At 46.3% G+C, this 17129-nt stretch carries 17 protein-coding genes and 1 tRNA gene; 1 reads left to right on the top strand and 17 read right to left on the bottom strand.

All coding sequences use genetic code 11. From position 1 onward, the window contains the following. Positions 1-117: 117 nt before the first annotated feature. The 8 genes from purR to ACVC7T_RS05280 all read right to left on the bottom strand — a co-directional run bounded on the left by purR (position 118) and on the right by ACVC7T_RS05280 (position 7581). Positions 118-936, bottom strand: coding sequence for a pur operon repressor (gene purR, locus ACVC7T_RS05315; RefSeq protein WP_105111720.1), 819 nt, complete (start codon positions 934-936; stop codon positions 118-120). Positions 937-1027: 91 nt separating this feature from the next. Continuing rightward, entirely contained in the window at positions 1028-1912 is an 885-nt protein-coding gene (locus ACVC7T_RS05310) for an aminoglycoside phosphotransferase family protein (RefSeq protein WP_447262586.1), read from the bottom strand. Beyond that, entirely contained in the window at positions 1909-2853 is a 945-nt protein-coding gene (locus ACVC7T_RS05305) for a 3'-5' exoribonuclease YhaM family protein (protein WP_105122241.1), read from the bottom strand. Before ACVC7T_RS05305 ends, ACVC7T_RS05310 begins: the two co-directional genes overlap by 4 nt. Then, a complete protein-coding gene (locus tag ACVC7T_RS05300) occupies positions 2843-4081 on the bottom strand; it encodes a DNA recombination protein RmuC (protein ID WP_105136986.1) in 1239 nt (412 codons plus the stop codon). The genes ACVC7T_RS05305 and ACVC7T_RS05300 overlap by 11 nt, the downstream gene beginning before the upstream one ends. Continuing rightward, positions 4082-4714, bottom strand: a complete 633-nt coding sequence (locus ACVC7T_RS05295; RefSeq protein ID WP_447262585.1) for a thiamine diphosphokinase — start codon at positions 4712-4714, stop codon at positions 4082-4084. Further along, positions 4707-5366: a ribulose-phosphate 3-epimerase gene (gene rpe, locus ACVC7T_RS05290; protein ID WP_447262584.1), complete on the bottom strand. Its 660-nt coding sequence runs from the start codon at positions 5364-5366 to the stop codon at positions 4707-4709. The genes ACVC7T_RS05295 and rpe overlap by 8 nt, the downstream gene beginning before the upstream one ends. Before the next feature lie 13 nt (positions 5367-5379). Further along, a complete protein-coding gene (gene rsgA / locus ACVC7T_RS05285; RefSeq protein WP_447262583.1) occupies positions 5380-6255 on the bottom strand; it encodes a ribosome small subunit-dependent GTPase A in 876 nt (291 codons plus the stop codon). A gap of 135 nt (positions 6256-6390) precedes the next feature. Then, positions 6391-7581, bottom strand: coding sequence for a cation:proton antiporter domain-containing protein (locus ACVC7T_RS05280; protein ID WP_447262582.1), 1191 nt, complete (start codon positions 7579-7581; stop codon positions 6391-6393). 262 nt (positions 7582-7843) lie between these two features. Here ACVC7T_RS05280 and ACVC7T_RS05275 point away from each other — a divergent pair. Beyond that, positions 7844-7925, top strand: a tRNA-Leu gene (locus ACVC7T_RS05275). A gap of 53 nt (positions 7926-7978) precedes the next feature. Here the strand turns inward: ACVC7T_RS05275 and ACVC7T_RS05270 are convergent. The 9 genes from ACVC7T_RS05270 to ACVC7T_RS05230 all read right to left on the bottom strand — a co-directional run bounded on the left by ACVC7T_RS05270 (position 7979) and on the right by ACVC7T_RS05230 (position 17110). Further along, positions 7979-10411, bottom strand: coding sequence for an LTA synthase family protein (locus ACVC7T_RS05270; RefSeq protein ID WP_105111953.1), 2433 nt, complete (start codon positions 10409-10411; stop codon positions 7979-7981). A 12-nt stretch (positions 10412-10423) separates the two neighbouring features. Then, positions 10424-12154 (bottom strand): hypothetical protein, encoded by a 1731-nt coding sequence (locus ACVC7T_RS05265; RefSeq protein WP_447262581.1) that lies wholly within the window; start codon positions 12152-12154, stop codon positions 10424-10426. Between the two features lie 201 nt (positions 12155-12355). Beyond that, on the bottom strand, positions 12356-13228 hold the full coding sequence (gene rsmA / locus ACVC7T_RS05260; protein ID WP_447262580.1) for a 16S rRNA (adenine(1518)-N(6)/adenine(1519)-N(6))-dimethyltransferase RsmA: 873 nt from the start codon (positions 13226-13228) through the stop codon (positions 12356-12358). Next, entirely contained in the window at positions 13225-14658 is a 1434-nt protein-coding gene (locus ACVC7T_RS05255; RefSeq protein WP_447262579.1) for an SseB family protein, read from the bottom strand. The genes rsmA and ACVC7T_RS05255 overlap by 4 nt, the downstream gene beginning before the upstream one ends. A gap of 87 nt (positions 14659-14745) precedes the next feature. Continuing rightward, positions 14746-15201 carry an NUDIX domain-containing protein gene (locus tag ACVC7T_RS05250; RefSeq protein WP_447262578.1) on the bottom strand — a complete coding sequence of 152 codons (456 nt, stop codon included), beginning with the start codon at positions 15199-15201 and terminating at the stop codon, positions 14746-14748. Positions 15202-15205: 4 nt separating this feature from the next. Further along, complete coding sequence (locus ACVC7T_RS05245) at positions 15206-15574, bottom strand: hypothetical protein (RefSeq protein WP_447262577.1); 369 nt, start codon at positions 15572-15574, stop codon at positions 15206-15208. Then, on the bottom strand, positions 15567-16157 hold the full coding sequence (gene rnmV / locus ACVC7T_RS05240) for a ribonuclease M5 (RefSeq protein ID WP_447262576.1): 591 nt from the start codon (positions 16155-16157) through the stop codon (positions 15567-15569). Before rnmV ends, ACVC7T_RS05245 begins: the two co-directional genes overlap by 8 nt. Beyond that, positions 16120-16902: a TatD family hydrolase gene (locus tag ACVC7T_RS05235; protein WP_447262603.1), complete on the bottom strand. Its 783-nt coding sequence runs from the start codon at positions 16900-16902 to the stop codon at positions 16120-16122. Before ACVC7T_RS05235 ends, rnmV begins: the two co-directional genes overlap by 38 nt. Next, positions 16886-17110 carry a hypothetical protein gene (locus ACVC7T_RS05230; RefSeq protein ID WP_447262575.1) on the bottom strand — a complete coding sequence of 75 codons (225 nt, stop codon included), beginning with the start codon at positions 17108-17110 and terminating at the stop codon, positions 16886-16888. The genes ACVC7T_RS05235 and ACVC7T_RS05230 overlap by 17 nt, the downstream gene beginning before the upstream one ends. Positions 17111-17129: the final 19 nt, after the last annotated feature.

The following is a 17129-nucleotide window of genomic DNA, read 5'->3' as shown; positions in this document are numbered from 1 at the left end:
GCACAAAAGCACTGACCATCGTGGCCAGTGCTTTTTAAGGAGATTATGAAAAATATTTAGGATTGGTATTAGTATACCCAAAATTTTCCATCTCTCCATCGGTCTTGAGACGGATTATTACTTGCTATCAAAAATATTTCCCAACTCAACGTCCACTCGGTTTTCTTTGACATTGATATCGGTCACGGCTAGCAGAGACTTGTAGTTAGCCACACTGCGGTCGCCTTTTTGATTTTCCGCAAAAACTGCTACACCGACCAAGGTCGAGTCAAACTCTGTCAAGAGGCTAATCATACCGTTGATAGTGCCACCATTTTTCAAAAAGTCATCGACAATGAGCACCCGGCTACCGGCCTTGAGACTGCGCTTAGAGAGGAACATCTTCTCAATCCGGTCGCTAGAACCCGACACATAGTTGACCGAAACGGTCGAACCTTCAGTAATTTTCAAGTCCCGACGAACGATAACAAAGGGAACATTGAGTACGTTGGCAACGGCATTGGCCAAAGGAACCCCCTTGGTCGCCACGGTCATAACAGCATCAATCTTCTCTGCCTTAAAGGCATCCGCGATAATGCGACCAACATTTTTTAATACATGGGGCGTCGACAGCAAATCCGACGAATAAATATAGCCACCAGGCAGGATACGGCTACTTTCCGCCATCTGATTGCGAAGGCTCTGGGCAATCTCGATCGACTCTTCCTTAGAAATAGACGGCGTAAAGACAACACCCCCACTAGCACCCGTAATGGTCTCGATATGTCCGATAGAGCTCTCTTCAAAAGCTTTTTTGATAATGGCAATGTCCTCTGAAATCGAAGACTTGGCTGATTCGTACTTTTCCGCAAAGGTATTCAAACTGGTTAATTCATAGGGGTGGTTAATCAGGTAATTGGAAATAACCACCATCCGTTCACTTCTTCTTAATTTCATAACAATTTCCTCTTTCACTTTTTTTCATTATACCACACCAACACACAAAAAGCGAACTTTTTCTATCAAGAAAGTCCGCTTTTTTCGTTTTTTATCTGTTTTTACCTAGATACCAGGAGGGAATGACCTCCTTATAGCCCTGATACCAATCAAAAAGCTGTTTAGCCTGCGTTTTCATCAGAGGAATCTGGTCTGGATTCACCTCTTCCGCCCAGACCAAGGCTCCAATGCTATTGACCGTCAGATAAAGGGCCAGCAGCTGCCAAAATTCTTCTGGAATAGTCTCTTCAAAATAGGCATCCAGCATCCCTCGAGCCAAAGCTGGAGAAGTTTCCACTGTAAATATCAGTCGATTGAACTCCTCCCAAGGATCGCCCTTGTCAAAACGATCAAAATCCAGCAGGTAAAGCTGACCATCCTGGCCCACCAACATATTCCCATCATGGAAGTCCCCGTGGTGATAAGCAATCGGACGACCCGCTACCAAGTGACGACTGCGCTCGATGAACTCCAACATAGCCTGCCCCTGCTCATAAGCATGGCTAGCAGTCTGGTAAGCCGCAGTCTTTTTGTCAATTTTAGCCTGATAATAGCTCTCCCAATTCAAGCTAGTCTGGTCAATTGGGATTTGATGAAGGACTTTTAATAGCTTCCCCGCTTGGCAACCTAGCTCATAGAGAGTTTCATCCGACAAATTAGGAGCCGCTTGTCTCAAATCCTCCCCCTCAATCCACTCAAAAATCTGGTAGACTGACTGACCATCATAAGTCAATTCGACTGTTTTTTGCACTGGCAAATTCCTCTCAAACAAGATTTTGAGTAGGGCAAATTCAGCCTGCTTATCAGCCAACTTTTCCACAAGCGCAATACGTAATAAAAATTTCTGACCATGTTCATCCACAGCCAGAAACTTTTGGTCAGCAGACCAGCCCTTGGTGATGGGCTGGCACGCAATCAATTTGGTTTTCATCTTCATTGGTCAATATCCGGTTTGTAGAAGGCGCGATTGTCCATGGCAAAGATACGGCTGGTCATCTCGCCCGGTCCCACCTTTTCCAGAGCCGTCAGCATCATCATCATTTCCGCATCAATGTTGTCAATCATGTGGAGAATTTCTGCCTCCATGATTTGCGGACGAACTGGGCTACCATATTCCAGCAAACCATGGTGGCTGAGAATAACATGGCGGAGAACGGTTACTTCTTCCAGACTATCATCAATGCCCAATTCCATCAGAACCTTGGTAATTTCTTCATCAATCAAGGAAATGTGCCCAATCAAATTGCCCCGAACAGTATAGCCCGTATTGTCTGGACCTGTCAATTCAATGACCTTGGCTAAGTCGTGCAACATAATCCCGGCAAAGAGCAGGCTCTTGTTGAGCTGCGGATAGACATCGCCAATCTTGTCCGCCAGACGAACCATGGTCGCCGTGTGGAAAGACAAACCGGAGTAAAAGGCATGGTGATTGGTCTTGGCCGCTGGATAGGAATAAAATTCCTTTTCGTACTTGCTGTAGAGAGCCCGAACGATGCGCTGCCAAGTCGCATTTTCAATCTGGAAAATCATCTGACTCAGGTAGTCCTTGGTGTCCTTGACATCAACAGGCGGTTTTTCCTTGAAATCCGCTGGATCATTTGGCTCGCCAGCTTTCGGCAAACGGATCACCAACTGATTGACCTGAGGCGTATTATTGTAAACCTCGCGGCGTCCTTGGACATGAACGACCACTCCAGCCACAAAATCCTTGATTTTTCCCGGTTGGGCATCCCAAACCTTGCCATCAATTTCGCCCGTATCGTCTTGGAAAGTCAGGGCTAGATAATCCTTGCCAGCTCTGGTCTGACGAACATCGGATGACTTGATCAGATAAAATCCTTCGAAGAACTCATCTACTTTCATTTGGTTAATTTTCATCTAAATCCTCTTCTAATGGAGAAATGCCGAGCAGACCCTTGGTCTGGTCGTCTTCGTAGAGTTCAATGGTGCGCAGGGTCCGCTCAATGGCTGACGTCCGTGTCGTCAGGAGCTTGTCAATATTGGAGCTAGCTTGGTTAATCTGGCGCTGGGCCTTGATTAATAGATCGCTGAACTTGCCAAATTCCAGCTTGACATTGCCTAAGACCTTGCTGATGTCGTCGGCCGACCGCTGAATATTGAGGGTCTTAAAGCCGACGGACAGGGAATTGAGCAAGGCAGATAGGGTCGTCGGACCTGCCACTACAATGTTTTCCTGCCGGCGCAGGTCATCAAAGAAAATGGGATTGCGGACCACTTCCGCATAGAGCCCCTCGGTTGGCAAAAAGAGCACACCAAAATTGGTCGTTTCAGGCGGGTTCAGATACTTGCTCTGAATATCCTTGGCAAAGCGCTTGATAGCCGCCAACAGTTGCTTGCGATGAAAGTCAATTTGGTCCCTGTCGCCGGTTTCATAAGCATCTTCCAAACGGTAATAATCCGCCAGGGGAAACTTGGAGTCAATGGGCAGGTAGACATAATCCTCTGCTGATTGCCCCGGCAACTTGACAGCATATTCGACCCGCTCTCCGGAACCCTTAACCGTCGCAAATTCCCTCTCGTACTGGCTGGGCGTCAAAATATCCTCGATAATCTGTCCCAGCTGGAGCTCACCCATGATGCCTCGCGACTTGGTTCCGGACAAAACCTTATTGAGGCTACCAACATCACGCGCCACTGTCTGCATCTCACCCAATCCACGATTGACAGATTCCAACTGCTTGGACACTGTTTCAAATGAGGCTTGCAGGCGAGTTTGCAGGGTTTTCTCTAATTTTTCTTCCACCGTCTGGCGCATCTCTTCCAAGCGTTTTTCGTTGGACTCCTGAATAGCTTGGAGGCGCTGGTCAGTGGCATCACGATTTTGCAGGAGACTGTGGTGAATATCCTGCCGAATGTCTGTTAATTGTTGATAGAGTTCACGCCGGAGTTCATTGACTTCACGGCTGAGAACCTGTTGCTGCTTGAGACTGGTTGATTCCAATTGATAGGTCAACTGGTCCGACAATTGGTCAGCAGTGTCCTCGGCCTGGTCTTGTAACATCAGAGACAAGCTCTGCCATTTTCCATAGAGAAAGACCAAACCGACCACCACCAAAAGCAGCAAGATGATTTGTAGTATTTCCATCTAATCCTTATCCTTGCTGTAAATCAGGACCACATAGCCTGTGTCCAGACTGATGTCCATGTCCCTACCTATAAATTCGTTAGAGGCGTAGCATTTTTTGTAAAAATAATTTTCGTCTTCCAAGGGATACTTGGCATGTTTGATGGTCAAGCGACTGCCGTCGGACGGCATGAAGGAAATATAGGTCATACCCGCAATCGGTGAAATCCTGTGCTGTCCAGCCGGCCGAAAACGAATGACATTCTGCTGGTCCACTAGCTCGATATGCTCCATAAATGGCGCCAAATCAGGTTCTGCTGCCAGAAACAAATTGGTCATGGCATGGTCCATTCGACCGCCAAAGGCTGCGTAAATCTGAACCTGTACCGTTTGATGCCGCTTGAAAATCTCCTTGAGCGCCAATTCCAAGTCCGTATCATCCTTCTCAGCTGGGGCCTTGATAACCAGCTCTGCTCTTTCCTCAATCCGCGATAAATCCGCTGGGCTGACCGAGTCAAAATCGCCAACTGCCATATCAAGAGGAAGGTCATTTTCCAAAAGCCGTAAACAACCCGCATCTACGCCCACATAGAGGTCCGCAGGCGCAGGCAAGCTGTCAAACTGTCCACCAGCGACGGCTGCGACCCTAATCATGAAGAGCCGCTCTCAACTTGGCAACATTGGCCTCCAAGTCACCCTTGAAGAGGAAGGAGCCAGCCACAAAGACGTTAGCGCCCGCGTCCTTGGCAGAATGAATGGTCTTATCGTCAATACCACCGTCGACCTCGATGTCAAAATCCAATCCCTTAGCCTTGCGCATTTCCACCAAGGCTGTAATCTTTTCAGCCACCTCTGGAATGTAGGCCTGACCGCCGAAGCCCGGATTGACTGTCATCAGGAGCACTTGGTCCACCAAATTGAGCACAGGCTCAATGGTCACCAAAGGCGTACCCGGATTGATAACCACGCCAACCTTCATACCCGCCGCATGGATTTTCTGCAAGGTTCCATGCAGATGTAGGGTCGCCTCGGCGTGAATGGTTAAAATGTCCGCACCCGCACGGGCAAAGGTTTCGATATGATTTTCTGGATTGGACACCATCAAATGGCAGTCAAAGACCAGTTTGCTATGGGGACGCATGGCAGCCACCACGTCGGCACCGAAACTGATATTGGGCACAAAATGACCGTCCATGACGTCGATGTGGACATATTCAACACCAACCGCCTCTAGGCGCTCCAGTTCTGATTGAAAATTTGCATAATCTGCCGCCAAGATAGATGGCGCAATCTTGTAATGTGACATAGGAACCAACTTTCTATTTGAATTTCTTACTAACTTTGCTATAGGTTTCGCGCTGATTTTGGATTTCGCTCAAAAATTGCAGGTAATTGTCAAAGCGACTTTGGGAAATGGCAGAGCTTTCTACCGCAGCCTTGACCGCACAGTCCGGCTCGTGAGTATGAGTACAAGTTCTGAACTTGCAAGCCTGACTGGCCTCCGCAATTTCTGGGAAACAATCCGTCAGAGCCTCTGCCTCCTTGACCTCGTAGTCCAAGGATGAAAAGCCCGGTGTATCCGCAATTTTCCCGCCGAATACATTGTAAAAACTGACCGCACGTGTCGTATGGCGACCGCGGCCAAGGCTGTCTGAAATCGCCCCCGTTTCTAAGGCCAAATCTGGCGCAAGGCGATTGAGCAGGGTCGACTTGCCCACACCTGTCTGACCCATAAAAACCGTGACCTTGTCGGTCAAGAGCGGCGTCAGCTCCTCCAAGCTGTAAATGAAGGGATAGCCAATTTTTTCATAGATGGCCTTGAAGGCATCCATTTCCGCATGGTCCTCCAGCAAATCCACCTTGGAAATGTAAACAATCGGCTCCATCTCCTTTTGCTCCAAGAGCACCAAAAAACGGTCTAAGAGATTGGCATTAAAATCCGGCTCCTTGGCCGACATAATCACGACCGCTTGGTCAATATTGACAATGGGTGGCCGCACCAAGCTATTCTTGCGCTCATGGATTTTTAAAATGTAGCCCTCCGACTGCTCCTCAGCCGAAAAGTCCACAAAATCTCCAACGTAGGGCGTCTGGCCTTTCTTGCGAAAATTTCCCCGCGCTCGGGTCTGATAAATCTGTCCATCCGCCTCGACATAGTAAAAACCAGCCAAGGCCTTAATAATTCTTCCTTGCAAACAAGACTCCTTTGGGTATTCTTATAAGTATTATACCAAAATTCCCTAGAAAAAAGGGAATAACAGGTGTTTAACTGCTACTCCCTCATCTAAAAACTGACTCTTTTTATCCATAGTGCGTTTTTCTACTTACGGCTATTTTTCTAGTAATTCTTTGCCAAATCGGTCCAGCGGGATAGCCCCTAGAAGTGCGGTGACTAGAATTCCCAAGACAGCCACAGATAAAATCAATTGCCCAGTAGCCAGACCGGCCACCAGGGGAATACCACCGATAGCCGCCTGAACAGTTGCCTTGGGCAGATAGGCAATGACACAGAACAGCTTTTCCCGCTTACTAAAGCCATTGCCACTGACGCTAAGCCAGACAGCCAGGGAGCGGATGACCAGGGTCAGAGCAATTAAGCCTAGCACTGGCAAACCAGCCACTGCAACGTAGGAAATATCCACGATGGACCCGACCAAGGCAAAGAGGAAAATTTCCCCAATGACCCACAAACGGCTAAAGAAACCAGCAAACCCTGCAACCTCAACCGGCAAGGCCTGACGATTAACCACCATGGTCGCCACCAGAATAGCCAACAAGCCTGAGAATGGAAACCGATTGGCATAGCGAGCCTCAATCGTCGCCAACAAGAAGGACAAACTAAAGAGCAAGAGGTATTGGTAGATAGGAGGAAGACTGTCAGACTGGCGAATTGTTTTCAAGAACCTGGCAAAGGCTAAGCCTGCCAAGACCCCCACTAGCATACTGGTCAGAATAGTCAGTGGAATATTGACCAGGGATAGGACTTGGTAATCCCCCTTCTGAACCAGGCTAAGGAAGGCCGTAAACAGGACAATCACCACCACATCGTCAAAGGAGGCCCCCGCCAGTATCAATTGGGGAATTTTCTTCTGACGGCCAATTTTATTTTCAATCAAGTCCACCATGCGCGGAACAACAACCGCAGGAGATACTGCTGCCATGACACTGCCCATCAGAGCGGCCTCCCCATAGGACAGGTCAAAGAAAAGAGGCGCCAACAGGGTATAGCCGACCAACTCTGCACAGGCTGGCAGGAAGGACATAAGCACGGCTGACCGACCAATGGACTTGAAATCCGATAGTTTTATGGTCAACCCCGCCTTTATCAAAATAATAATCAGGGCAATCTTACGAATATCTGCTGAATTATCCAATAAACTCCTATCAATCCAATTCCCAACATAGGGTCCCAGCAGCATACCAACAAGCAGGAAACCAATGATTTTAGACAGACCACCCTTTTGGCATAGCCAAGAAACAGTAACCGCTGCTATACAAATTAAGGCCAAAGACAATAACATAAACCCCCTCATTTCTCCAAGAAAAATTCAAATCTAGATTGGTATAAACTCCTACACCAAACTATTTGATTAGGAGAAACACATTAGCGCAGGGGTTGATTGTTCAAAAGGCTCGAGGAACCTTTGAAGCTGTGGGGGCAAACGAACTCTTTCAACTTTCTGAGTTCTGGCCCACTCCCAGTATAAGCCAAATAGAGAAAGATGTAAAGTTGCATTTGCCTCTAGCCAAATGAAGAAAAACGTAGTATAATAGTATCTATAAGCGGAGGTGGTGGAACGGCAGACACGCATGCTTCAGGCGCATGTGCCCATCGGGTGTGAGGGTTCAAATCCCTTCCTCCGCATATCATGATAAAAACTCAAAACCCGAGTCAGACAACTGGCTTGGGTTTTAGTGTTATTCCGTAACCTTAAAGAAATTCTTTTGTTTGAGCAGGTAGCCCTTGCCTGTCGATAGGTCGTACTGGACCATCTTGAGTTCTTCTGCTACCTTGGCATCGCGCTCGGTCAAACCCACTCGGTCCTTGTGGAGGACTTCCGTCAAGAGGGCATAGTAAGGGCTGACCTTGGCATTGGTGGTCTCTAGCATGAGGGCATTCATATCGCTGGAATTGACCAACTCGTAATGACGGTCCTCCGTCTCAAAATTGCTCCAAATGAAGTAATCCGTCTTGTATTGGAGGCTAGGGTCTGTCACAAAAGCTGACTCAGGATAGAGCCCCGGCAGGTGGTCGCCATAGAAGACAACCGTTACCTTTTGATCCAACTGCTTGAGCTGGTCCAAGAAATCGCGGGTCGACTGGTCCGTAAAGGACAAAAGTCTTGCATAGCTGGTCAAATTGGCATTTTCCTCAGCCGTGAAATTGACCCCTGTACCTGTAATGGCAACTGGCTCCTCTGAGTGCCACTGGACATGGTTTTGCATGGTTATAGCCGAGACAAATCGAGGATTACCTGACCGCACCTGCTCCAGTATCAAATCATAGGTCTTCTTATCGCTGACAAAATTCCCCTGATAATCCTCAGCCGTCACCGCAATAGGATGGGTCGTAGAATTCAATGTGTAAAATTGCTCAATCCCCAGCTGCTTGTAGATGGCATTGCGGTTGTAACTGGTATCAAAATAAGGATGGATGGCCACACGCGCCGTGTCCGCATACAAATCACTGATACTTGGCAACTTCTTCATCCGAGGTGCCACATCCAGATAGACAGACGAAATGGACGAATTGTAATTGTAAAAAGGCAAGCCACTGTAAACCTGAAACTCAATATTAGCCGTACCCCCACCATAATGGTCACTCTTCATGAGACCGCTGGTCGTCTGGCTCATAATCTGCTCAATATTTGGCAGGACATTTTGGCTCAAGGTCACACCCGGAATCCGTCTCGGGTCCGCCAGACTCTCGCTGAGAATGTAAATAACGGTCTGGTCGGTCAGCTGATTGGCACGTTCGGCGTTGATTTCCTCTGCCAGCTTTTCATATTTCTTGACGATAGCCTTAATGGTTTTCTCCGAATATCCCTGCGGTTCTTCCATGCTGGTCTTACTCAACTGTTGCAGCCAGAGGAAGGATAGCGTGCGATAACGAGCCACGAAAGCATAGCCCTTCCAATCCACGTTCCGCCAATTATTGACCTGGGACAAAATCGGTATCCAACTGGCAATCTTGTGGTCTTTTTCCTTGCGGATAGCAAAGCCCATTCCCACAATCAAGAAAACAATCATGGCAACCGTCACCAAGCGCTTCCAGAAGGTCTTTACAATTGGCCCCAGGAAATAGCGCCTGTGAATACGACGATAGAAATAAGCGGCGATGATTAGAAAGACGACTGATACAAGGACAATGCGCAAACTGATGAAGCTGAGAATCATCCCCATATTTCCAATCCACTTGAAATCATTTGGAGTCAGAGGCTCTGACCGGTAGCGGAATTTGAGGAAATTGGCTGTAATCAAGGTCACATTGAGGCTGGCAATAACAGCCGCCGACAGGACCTGACGATTGAGCACTAGGCTGATGATGACGTTGAGCAAAAAGAGACAGCCTATCTGAAAAATGATGGCACCAGGGAAGAGATGGCGGGTAAAATAAGACCCCGTCGCCCCAGCCATAGAGACCTGATAGCCGATATGGGACAGACTTGCCAGCACCAGACTGATAAAGACCATGCTGTGGACATTGGTCCTGTGGGCCTTAAACTCTACAAATGCCTTATGAAGATAGCGGAGAAATATATAGGTCCCTATAAAATGAATAGGCGCAAACAGCGGTGTCTGGCTGAAAAACTCTATGTAAGAACCTTTCTCAACCAAACTCTCATAATGGCTATCTTTCCAATAAGAGATAGCTAGAGGGCTGAGAGAAAGCAAACTGGTCAAGAGCAAATAGCCATCTGGTACCAAGTGATTGGCTGACCACTGGCTTAATTTTTCTCGAATTCCCGTCTTCTTCCGCCATAAAAATGCCAACAATACTGGAAGAGCCAACATCAATAGAAACTCAAATTGAAAGAGATTATTACGGAAAATATTCCAGGGTTGATATTTCTTGGCATTGAGCCGATAGACTAGATTGACAAGATACAGAAAGCCTAGAAAATAGCCGACATACTTGGCAAAGGTTTTGGTCTTGATAAACTGTTCGTACTTATCCAGCAGGACCAAGATATAAAAAGTAAAAATAAGATAGGCAAGCAAGGGCAGGGGGATAAACCAGAGCGGGAAAGATACTCCACTTAGCAATAGAGCCCGACCCATCGCCAGCAAAACGGTCATAATCATAACCAGAATAAATTGCTTGCTTGCCTTTGGATTAATTTGTTTCATAACATTTCTCTCTTAGGAAAGGTTTGATTTTTGGTAAATAAAGATGTAGTACATCGACCAGACTAGCCATCCAGTCAAGCTAATCGCGATAACAGGCAGTAACCACCATTGTTGTTTGTAGGATAGAATTAGGGTATTCTGCCCCGGTTGGCTGGTAACTGTTGGTACACCGATTGTGGAAAGAATCATATCTTCTCTATCTAAAGCGGTATCATTCAAAATAAGCTGACTGTCTTGGTAAACAATAACTGGTACCGCAGTTTCTTCTGCTTCTGACGCCGTCCAAGTCACCACCAGCTGATTACCATCAACTTCTTTGACAAAATCTTGATTTGGTAAAATCACTTGGTCACGATAGGTAAAATAGGTATTATCCGACTCTTCGTTGGTCAGATGTCCAGTCTTTTCTGATAAATCTGGTACATAGTCCGGCGTGGATTTCTGAGCAATCTGGATAAATTCGCCCAAGTCTTTAGAATAGAAAGAAGCTCGTATCTCTTCCGTTGTACCGTACAGAGTCGTATGAATTCGTTTTTGTAGGAAGGTATCGCTGTAGTAATGCCCATTGATTTCCTTATAACTCTGATTCCAGAGGAAACCAACCGAAATAAGCAGGGAGGCAAGAGCCACACCTGAAAAGATTTGCTGCAGTTTGTTAGACAAGCCAGACACCTGGACCCCTACGACTGCCAGTAAAAGAGCATTGGCGTAGAGGAAAAAGCGAAATGGAAATTGAATCAATTCGACAAGTGTAATTCCTTTACCTGCAAACAACTGCCAAGGGAAGAGGTTGGTTGACAAGATTAAAAATACTGCGTAGGTCAAAGCAAGACCAGCCAGAACCAGCGATTGTTTCTTCCAATTTTTCACCAAGAAATAGAGATAGGTCCCAAAGAAAATTGGCAATGGATATGGATAGTATAGAAAGGCTGTTTTGAGCCACGTTACGGTATTGAGTACAAATTTTTTGTTAACAAATGGTGGTACCAAAGTGTTGGTCGCATTGATATAAACCAGTGGCAACCAGATATTGATGGTTAGGAGTAGGAAAATCCCTACCGACAGAGCCACCTGTCCAATAATCTTCATTTTTTGGTCTGATTTCCACCAACCAATGAAAAAGAGAATGCCATAGGCAATGACCAAGAATAAGGTCGATAGCATATGGACCTGTAACATAATCCCTACTGCACCTGCCATAAGGAAAATGGGGACTTTTTTTGTCTGCAAGAAACGGACTGCAGGGATTAAACAAAGCGGAAAAAGAGCCACTCCCCAGCTGGTAAATCCTTGGGTTGCCCACCAATACTGAATGGAGTAGGTCGTCACAAAGAACATAGATAAGAGAATGGAATGAGTATATTTGACCTTGACCTCACGCATGAGGAAATAGAGGGAGGTTGCACTCAGAGTTCCCAAGAAAAGATTGGATAAAATCTGATAGCGGAACCAGGTCCCACTTAAAAGAACTAGCGCCCCCTGTAAATAGGCAAAATAAGGTCCATAGAGAGCATTGACAATCCGTCCTGACTGCTGGTAGCCATACAAACTGATGATATAGGAGAAATTCCCCTCCTTCATCTGCATAGCCGCATCATAGAAACGATTGTAGTGGAAAATCAAGTCCGCACCTGTCACCATGCCCTTAGTGAGCAAGTGGGGAACCAATAATAATAAAGAAAAGCCCACAAATAGGCCCAGGGCTACTAAATGGGGATGCTTTTTCAGCATAGTTTTTAACATATCGATACCTTCATAAAAAAAGAGGGAAATCCTCTCTTGTTTTTGTAAATATTCTGCCAATTTGCAGACAATATTTTTCAAAAGTTAGTCACTTTTCAGTATAGCAAGCTTTCCACCCACTGTCAACGAACAAGGCAAACAGAAAAAAATTTTCCATTAAAATAAATATTGATTGCAGATTTCTCCGCAATCAATACTTGCTTATAAACCGACTTCTTGTAGGCTGTCAGACAGGCGCGCGAAGTCAGCCATGGAAAGAGCTTCTCCACGGACACTGGCTTCTAGCTCTGCCATGCCAAGTGCCTGCGTCAGCTTGTCCTTGACCTCTTCGGACTTGCCGAAATGGTTGGTCAAGTTGTTCCACAGGGTCTTGCGGCGGTGCACAAAGCTGGCCTTGGACACCCGGAAGAAGAATTCTTCATCCTTGACGCTCACCAGGGGTTGGTCACGGCGGACCATTTTGAGAATGGCGGAATCCACGTTTGGTGCGGGCACAAAGACGGTGCGAGGCACGATGAAGGCCACCTTGGCAGTCATGTAGTACTGGACCGCAATGGACAGGCTACCGTAAGCCTTGGTGTTTGGCTCGGCAGAAATGCGGTCGGCCACCTCCCGCTGCATCATGACCACGAACTCGCTGAAGGGAATCTTGCTCTCAATCAGGTGCATGAGGATGGGTGTGGTGATGTAGTAAGGCAGATTGGCCACAACCTTGATGGGCAGGTCAGGATTTTTGAAATTCTGAATCTGGGTCTGCAGGTCGGTCTTCAGGATGTCTTGGTTGACCACGGTCACATTATAAAAGCGGCCCAAGGTATCCGCCAAAATCGGAATCAGGCGGTCGTCAATTTCAAAGGCCATGACTTCGGCGGCACTCTCCGCCAAAAACTCGGTCAAGGCCCCGATTCCAGGACCGATTTCGATGACATTGACATTTCGGTCAATCTCCGCCGTATCTACAATCTTCTGTAAAATATTGGTATCGGTCAAAAAGTTCTGACCGAAGGATTTCTTAAAGGTAAACCCGTGGCGTTCAAGGACGGCACGAGTAACGTTTTTGTCTGCGATTCTCATGTGTGTTTCTTCTCATTCATCTGTTTCATTTTGAGTTTAATGGGATCAATTGGCTTATCGCCCCATATCTTTTTCATGTCATCATAGGCACTTTTGCTAATATACATACCAGCATCTAGGTATTGTGTAGCATTGATAGCAAAATCGTGCTGCTCAATAAAATCATCAACCGTCGTTATCATCCCATTCCATTCATCATCAAATACCATTCGCAATCGTTTCCAGTCTGTAAAGACTTGAAGCGTTGTCCGGCCATCTTTGTATTTCCCTTCACGAACTGGAAAGGACATGGTAGATTTCTCTTTCAATACCGTTTTCCCATCTGCATCAACAGCATCGTGGATAAGATTACCCTTCATTGGGATTAGCAACTTGGCACCCATCAATTCCCTAGCCATAAAACCATAGTACAACTGAAAAATTTGCTTAGCTTCATCTGTTTCTGGATGACCTATTTGTCCCATAAGCAACATCCAACGAACCAAATCTGGGTTAGTAATTGGTACTTGAATTTCTGGAATTCCACTAAAATCGGGTTTTGGAACCAACTCTTTCGCCCAGACTACTGTATCTTTGGACTCAATAAAAACTCCAAGTGCTCCATTTAGGTAAAATTCAGTTCCTAAAGCGTTGGTAATTCCTTCACCATCTTCCCCTTTTTCAACCTTTCGTAAAGTCACATCAGTCCGTTTAGCTTCTGTTAATTTTGTCATTACATAGTCGTAGCGTTCCTCATCTACAATCTGTATCAACGGATCTGTACAAAGGAATGAGCCATCTTCTCTTTGGAAGGTTTCAGAATGGAGGTGAGCTTCTCCGGTTCGTGTCGATTGGAGAACATAGATCCTATCAGCTACTAAAAGTTTGTCTCTGACAATATCTTTCAATGTTTTGATTTTTTGAAGATTCTCGTCAATTTCCTCTGCTGAGAAAAGTTTGTCGTTTCTTCTACAGTAATCAATAAATAGCCCTACCAATTCAGCAACATCAGCTAAGCTGGCTTTCTGAATATCCTCGGGTTTTAAAATTGCCTCTTGAAAGCCAATAAAACCATCAGCTAACGCTCTGAGATAAGCTTCTTCTTTAAAGTCAACGCTAGCAACAGCATTATACAGGACTAACCCTGTTTTGGCAAACTCTTTATCAGGCAGAGCTACTCTCAAGCTACCTTTTTGATTGTTCAAGACTTGCATAGAAATTTGAGATTTCTCAATCCCCTTGATTAGTACAGTATGTTCCCGGCTGCCCTTAACAAAAGTAAGCCTATCACCAACCTTTATTGTACCGTAAGCCTGACCTGCTAATATGACACTCTCAGAATCTTGCAAGTTAAAGACTGCTTCTACACCAAAAGCAACTGGCTGCTGGGCAGCTGTTGTCACTTCTGTCATCTCATCTTTATTCTTTTTCCAAAAATCAAATAATCCCATCTTCCATCCTCCAGATTTAACATCTCACTCAATTCTGAAATAAGACTCAACTCCCTCACAGCAACTGCCATTTCCAGCTATTTTTCATTATCGATTCTCCACCTTCCACTCACCGTCTTCAAACCAGAAAAAATTCTCCGTCAGCTGTGGCTGTTCAAAGATTTCCAACATAGCTTCAAAACCGTCTGCCAGCTGAACGTTCTTCAGGTCTGCACGATCAATCCAAAAGACTTCTCCCTCATCAGAAGATTGGAGAACACCTGAATACTGGTTGGTTTTGTAGCAAAATACCAGATAGCGATACTGGTCAGTAGGATCCGTCCAGTTTTGAATCCCACAGAGTTCGAGATTGGAGACAGTCAAGCCCGTTTCTTCTTTGACCTCGCGGACGACAGAGGAAATAATACTCTCGCCACGTTCGACATGGCCACCCGGAAACGTGACGCCCGGCCACTTTGCTGACTTTCGTTCCTGGACCAACACCCGCTGACCGTCTGTAATCATGCACATATTGGTTAGGATGACTTGTTCTAGTCTAGACATTGCCCTATCTCCCCAGATCATCAAAATAATAGAGATTCAAAAATTCTTCCCCAGTAACTGGACGTTCAAAAGTGTAAAACCAACGATAAACTTCTACAGCTGGTCCATCAAACTCTACCCTGTCGTCCATTTCTTGCACACCGGCAATATGAAACAAACGGCTCTGCTTCCAAATACCATCCGCATTGATATAGCCATCTTCGACCAGATCACGCAAATAGTCAAGTAGCGCTTCCGTGTTAACCTGCTCATCCTCCCAAACAAGGACATCAGCCGGCAGCAAGTAGGTCACTTCTTCATAGGACGAGTAATTCTCGTAGGAAGACTCAAACTCGTTTTTAACCAAGCACTTAACAGCGTAGACCCTATCCATGATAGCTTCCCATAGCCTCCTCAACTTCCGCCAGACTTATCCCAAACAATTCCAATCGTTTGAGGAGTTGCTTGCCATTACAATAGCCAATTCTGAGCTGTTCGCCCAGATATTCTCTGCGTCTACGACTATCCGCCCCCATGAGAAGCCCCAATCGCATGAGGTCAGACTTGGTAATGTCAAAGTTATTTTCATCATCATAGTAACCACGCACGCCTGCTAGGGCCTTTTCTAAGTCTTCAAAGCTAGCGTGCTCAATGCCCAAGGACCGCCCTTTTGTTTTGGACTTGGGGGTAGCCTCGTCCCGCTGTAAAAAAGCGTGTTTGACCGTAGGAATGGCCTGCATAATGATCTTCCGAATCCGCTCCCCATTGTAGTCTGGGTCAGTAAAGACAATGACGCCACGCAGGTCATGGAGTTTCTCGATGCGTTCCAAATCATCGTCTGATATGGCAGAGCCTCTGGTTTCGTAGGTATCCACCTCATAAAACCGCTTCAAGTTTGCCGTATCGTCCTTTCCCTCGACAACGAGGACTTCTTGTATCTTAATTTTCTGTGTCAATTCTGAACAAGCTCCTTGCATTCTCGTAGGTCGCTTGCGCCACCTCTTCGACCGACTGGTTGCGAAGCTGGGCCAGCATATCCACCACATATCTGGTGTAGCCAGTGCGATTTTCCCGACCACGCTTGGGAACAGGCGCCAGGTAAGGCGCATCCGTCTCGACCAGGATTTTTTCTAGGGGCAATGCTTGCGCCGCTTCCTGAAGTTCGACAGCTTTCTTGAAGGTCACCACTCCCGAGAATGAGATGTGCATACCCAGGTCCATGAAAGCTTGAGCCTCCTCCAGAGTGCCAGAGAAGGAATGCATGATGCCTCCGCGTGGACCGACACCGACTTCCCTGATGATCTGGTAAGTATCTTCCAGAGCGTCGCGAGTATGAACCACAAAGGGTAAGTCCAACTGCTTGGCCAGCTCCATCTGTCGCTTGAAAACACGAGCCTGGGTTTCCTTATCCGCCGTCATCCAATAGTAGTCCAGCCCAATCTCCCCCAGGGCAATGACCTTGGGATGTTTGAGTGCCTCAAGCAAGTAGCTTTCTACTTCCTCATCATAGGTGCCAGCCTCTGTCGGATGCCAGCCCAATGTCAGATAAATTTCAGGGTGCTGGTCAGCAAGCTCCATAGCCTTGTCAATGGTTGCTCGGTCAAAACCGACCAAATTGTGGAGGGTGACCCCCATTTCCTTGGCAAAATCTAATTCCTCTTGAACCCGACCGTCAAACTGCTCTACGTTGAGGTGGGTGTGTGTATCAAAAATTTCTATCATCATACTTCTCTTTCTTTTCTACCATTATACCATAAGCCACCTCTGTATTTGGCTGAGAAAAAGCACCGAACCCTGTCCGATGCTTTCTTTTATGGTCATTCTTCAAGCTGGCCGTCCTTAAATCCTGTGAGATCTTTTCTGTCTCTAGTATATTATATTTTTGAATAGAGTATAAACAGATGACCCCGATAACAGTTTTATCTTTCATCAGTATCCGGCAAACATTC

The sequence above is a fragment of the Streptococcus sp. P25B114 genome (assembly GCF_053010325.1).
Note: the sequence above shows the minus strand (reverse complement) of the source record. Positions and strands in the feature narration are given on the sequence as shown.

Bases quoted from the DNA above. Each gene is read 5' to 3' on its own strand.
- ACVC7T_RS05280 (WP_447262582.1), bottom strand. From the start codon at position 7,581: ATGTTATTGTCTTTGGCCTTAATTTGTATAGCAGCGGTTACTGTTTCT.
- ACVC7T_RS05300 (WP_105136986.1), bottom strand. From the start codon at position 4,081: ATGGAAATACTACAAATCATCTTGCTGCTTTTGGTGGTGGTCGGTTTG.
- ACVC7T_RS05245 (WP_447262577.1), bottom strand. From the start codon at position 15,574: ATGGATAGGGTCTACGCTGTTAAGTGCTTGGTTAAAAACGAGTTTGAG.
- ACVC7T_RS05310 (WP_447262586.1), bottom strand. From the start codon at position 1,912: ATGAAGATGAAAACCAAATTGATTGCGTGCCAGCCCATCACCAAGGGC.
- ACVC7T_RS05265 (WP_447262581.1), bottom strand. From the start codon at position 12,154: ATGTTAAAAACTATGCTGAAAAAGCATCCCCATTTAGTAGCCCTGGGC.
- ACVC7T_RS05255 (WP_447262579.1), bottom strand. From the start codon at position 14,658: ATGGGATTATTTGATTTTTGGAAAAAGAATAAAGATGAGATGACAGAA.
- rsmA (WP_447262580.1), bottom strand. From the start codon at position 13,228: ATGAGAATCGCAGACAAAAACGTTACTCGTGCCGTCCTTGAACGCCAC.
- rpe (WP_447262584.1), bottom strand. From the start codon at position 5,366: ATGTCACATTACAAGATTGCGCCATCTATCTTGGCGGCAGATTATGCA.
- ACVC7T_RS05305 (WP_105122241.1), bottom strand. From the start codon at position 2,853: ATGAAAATTAACCAAATGAAAGTAGATGAGTTCTTCGAAGGATTTTAT.
- rnmV (WP_447262576.1), bottom strand. From the start codon at position 16,157: ATGCAAGGAGCTTGTTCAGAATTGACACAGAAAATTAAGATACAAGAA.
- ACVC7T_RS05235 (WP_447262603.1), bottom strand. From the start codon at position 16,902: ATGATAGAAATTTTTGATACACACACCCACCTCAACGTAGAGCAGTTT.
- ACVC7T_RS05270 (WP_105111953.1), bottom strand. From the start codon at position 10,411: ATGAAACAAATTAATCCAAAGGCAAGCAAGCAATTTATTCTGGTTATG.
- ACVC7T_RS05230 (WP_447262575.1), bottom strand. From the start codon at position 17,110: ATGAAAGATAAAACTGTTATCGGGGTCATCTGTTTATACTCTATTCAA.
- ACVC7T_RS05250 (WP_447262578.1), bottom strand. From the start codon at position 15,201: ATGTCTAGACTAGAACAAGTCATCCTAACCAATATGTGCATGATTACA.
- purR (WP_105111720.1), bottom strand. From the start codon at position 936: ATGAAATTAAGAAGAAGTGAACGGATGGTGGTTATTTCCAATTACCTG.
- ACVC7T_RS05295 (WP_447262585.1), bottom strand. From the start codon at position 4,714: ATGATTAGGGTCGCAGCCGTCGCTGGTGGACAGTTTGACAGCTTGCCT.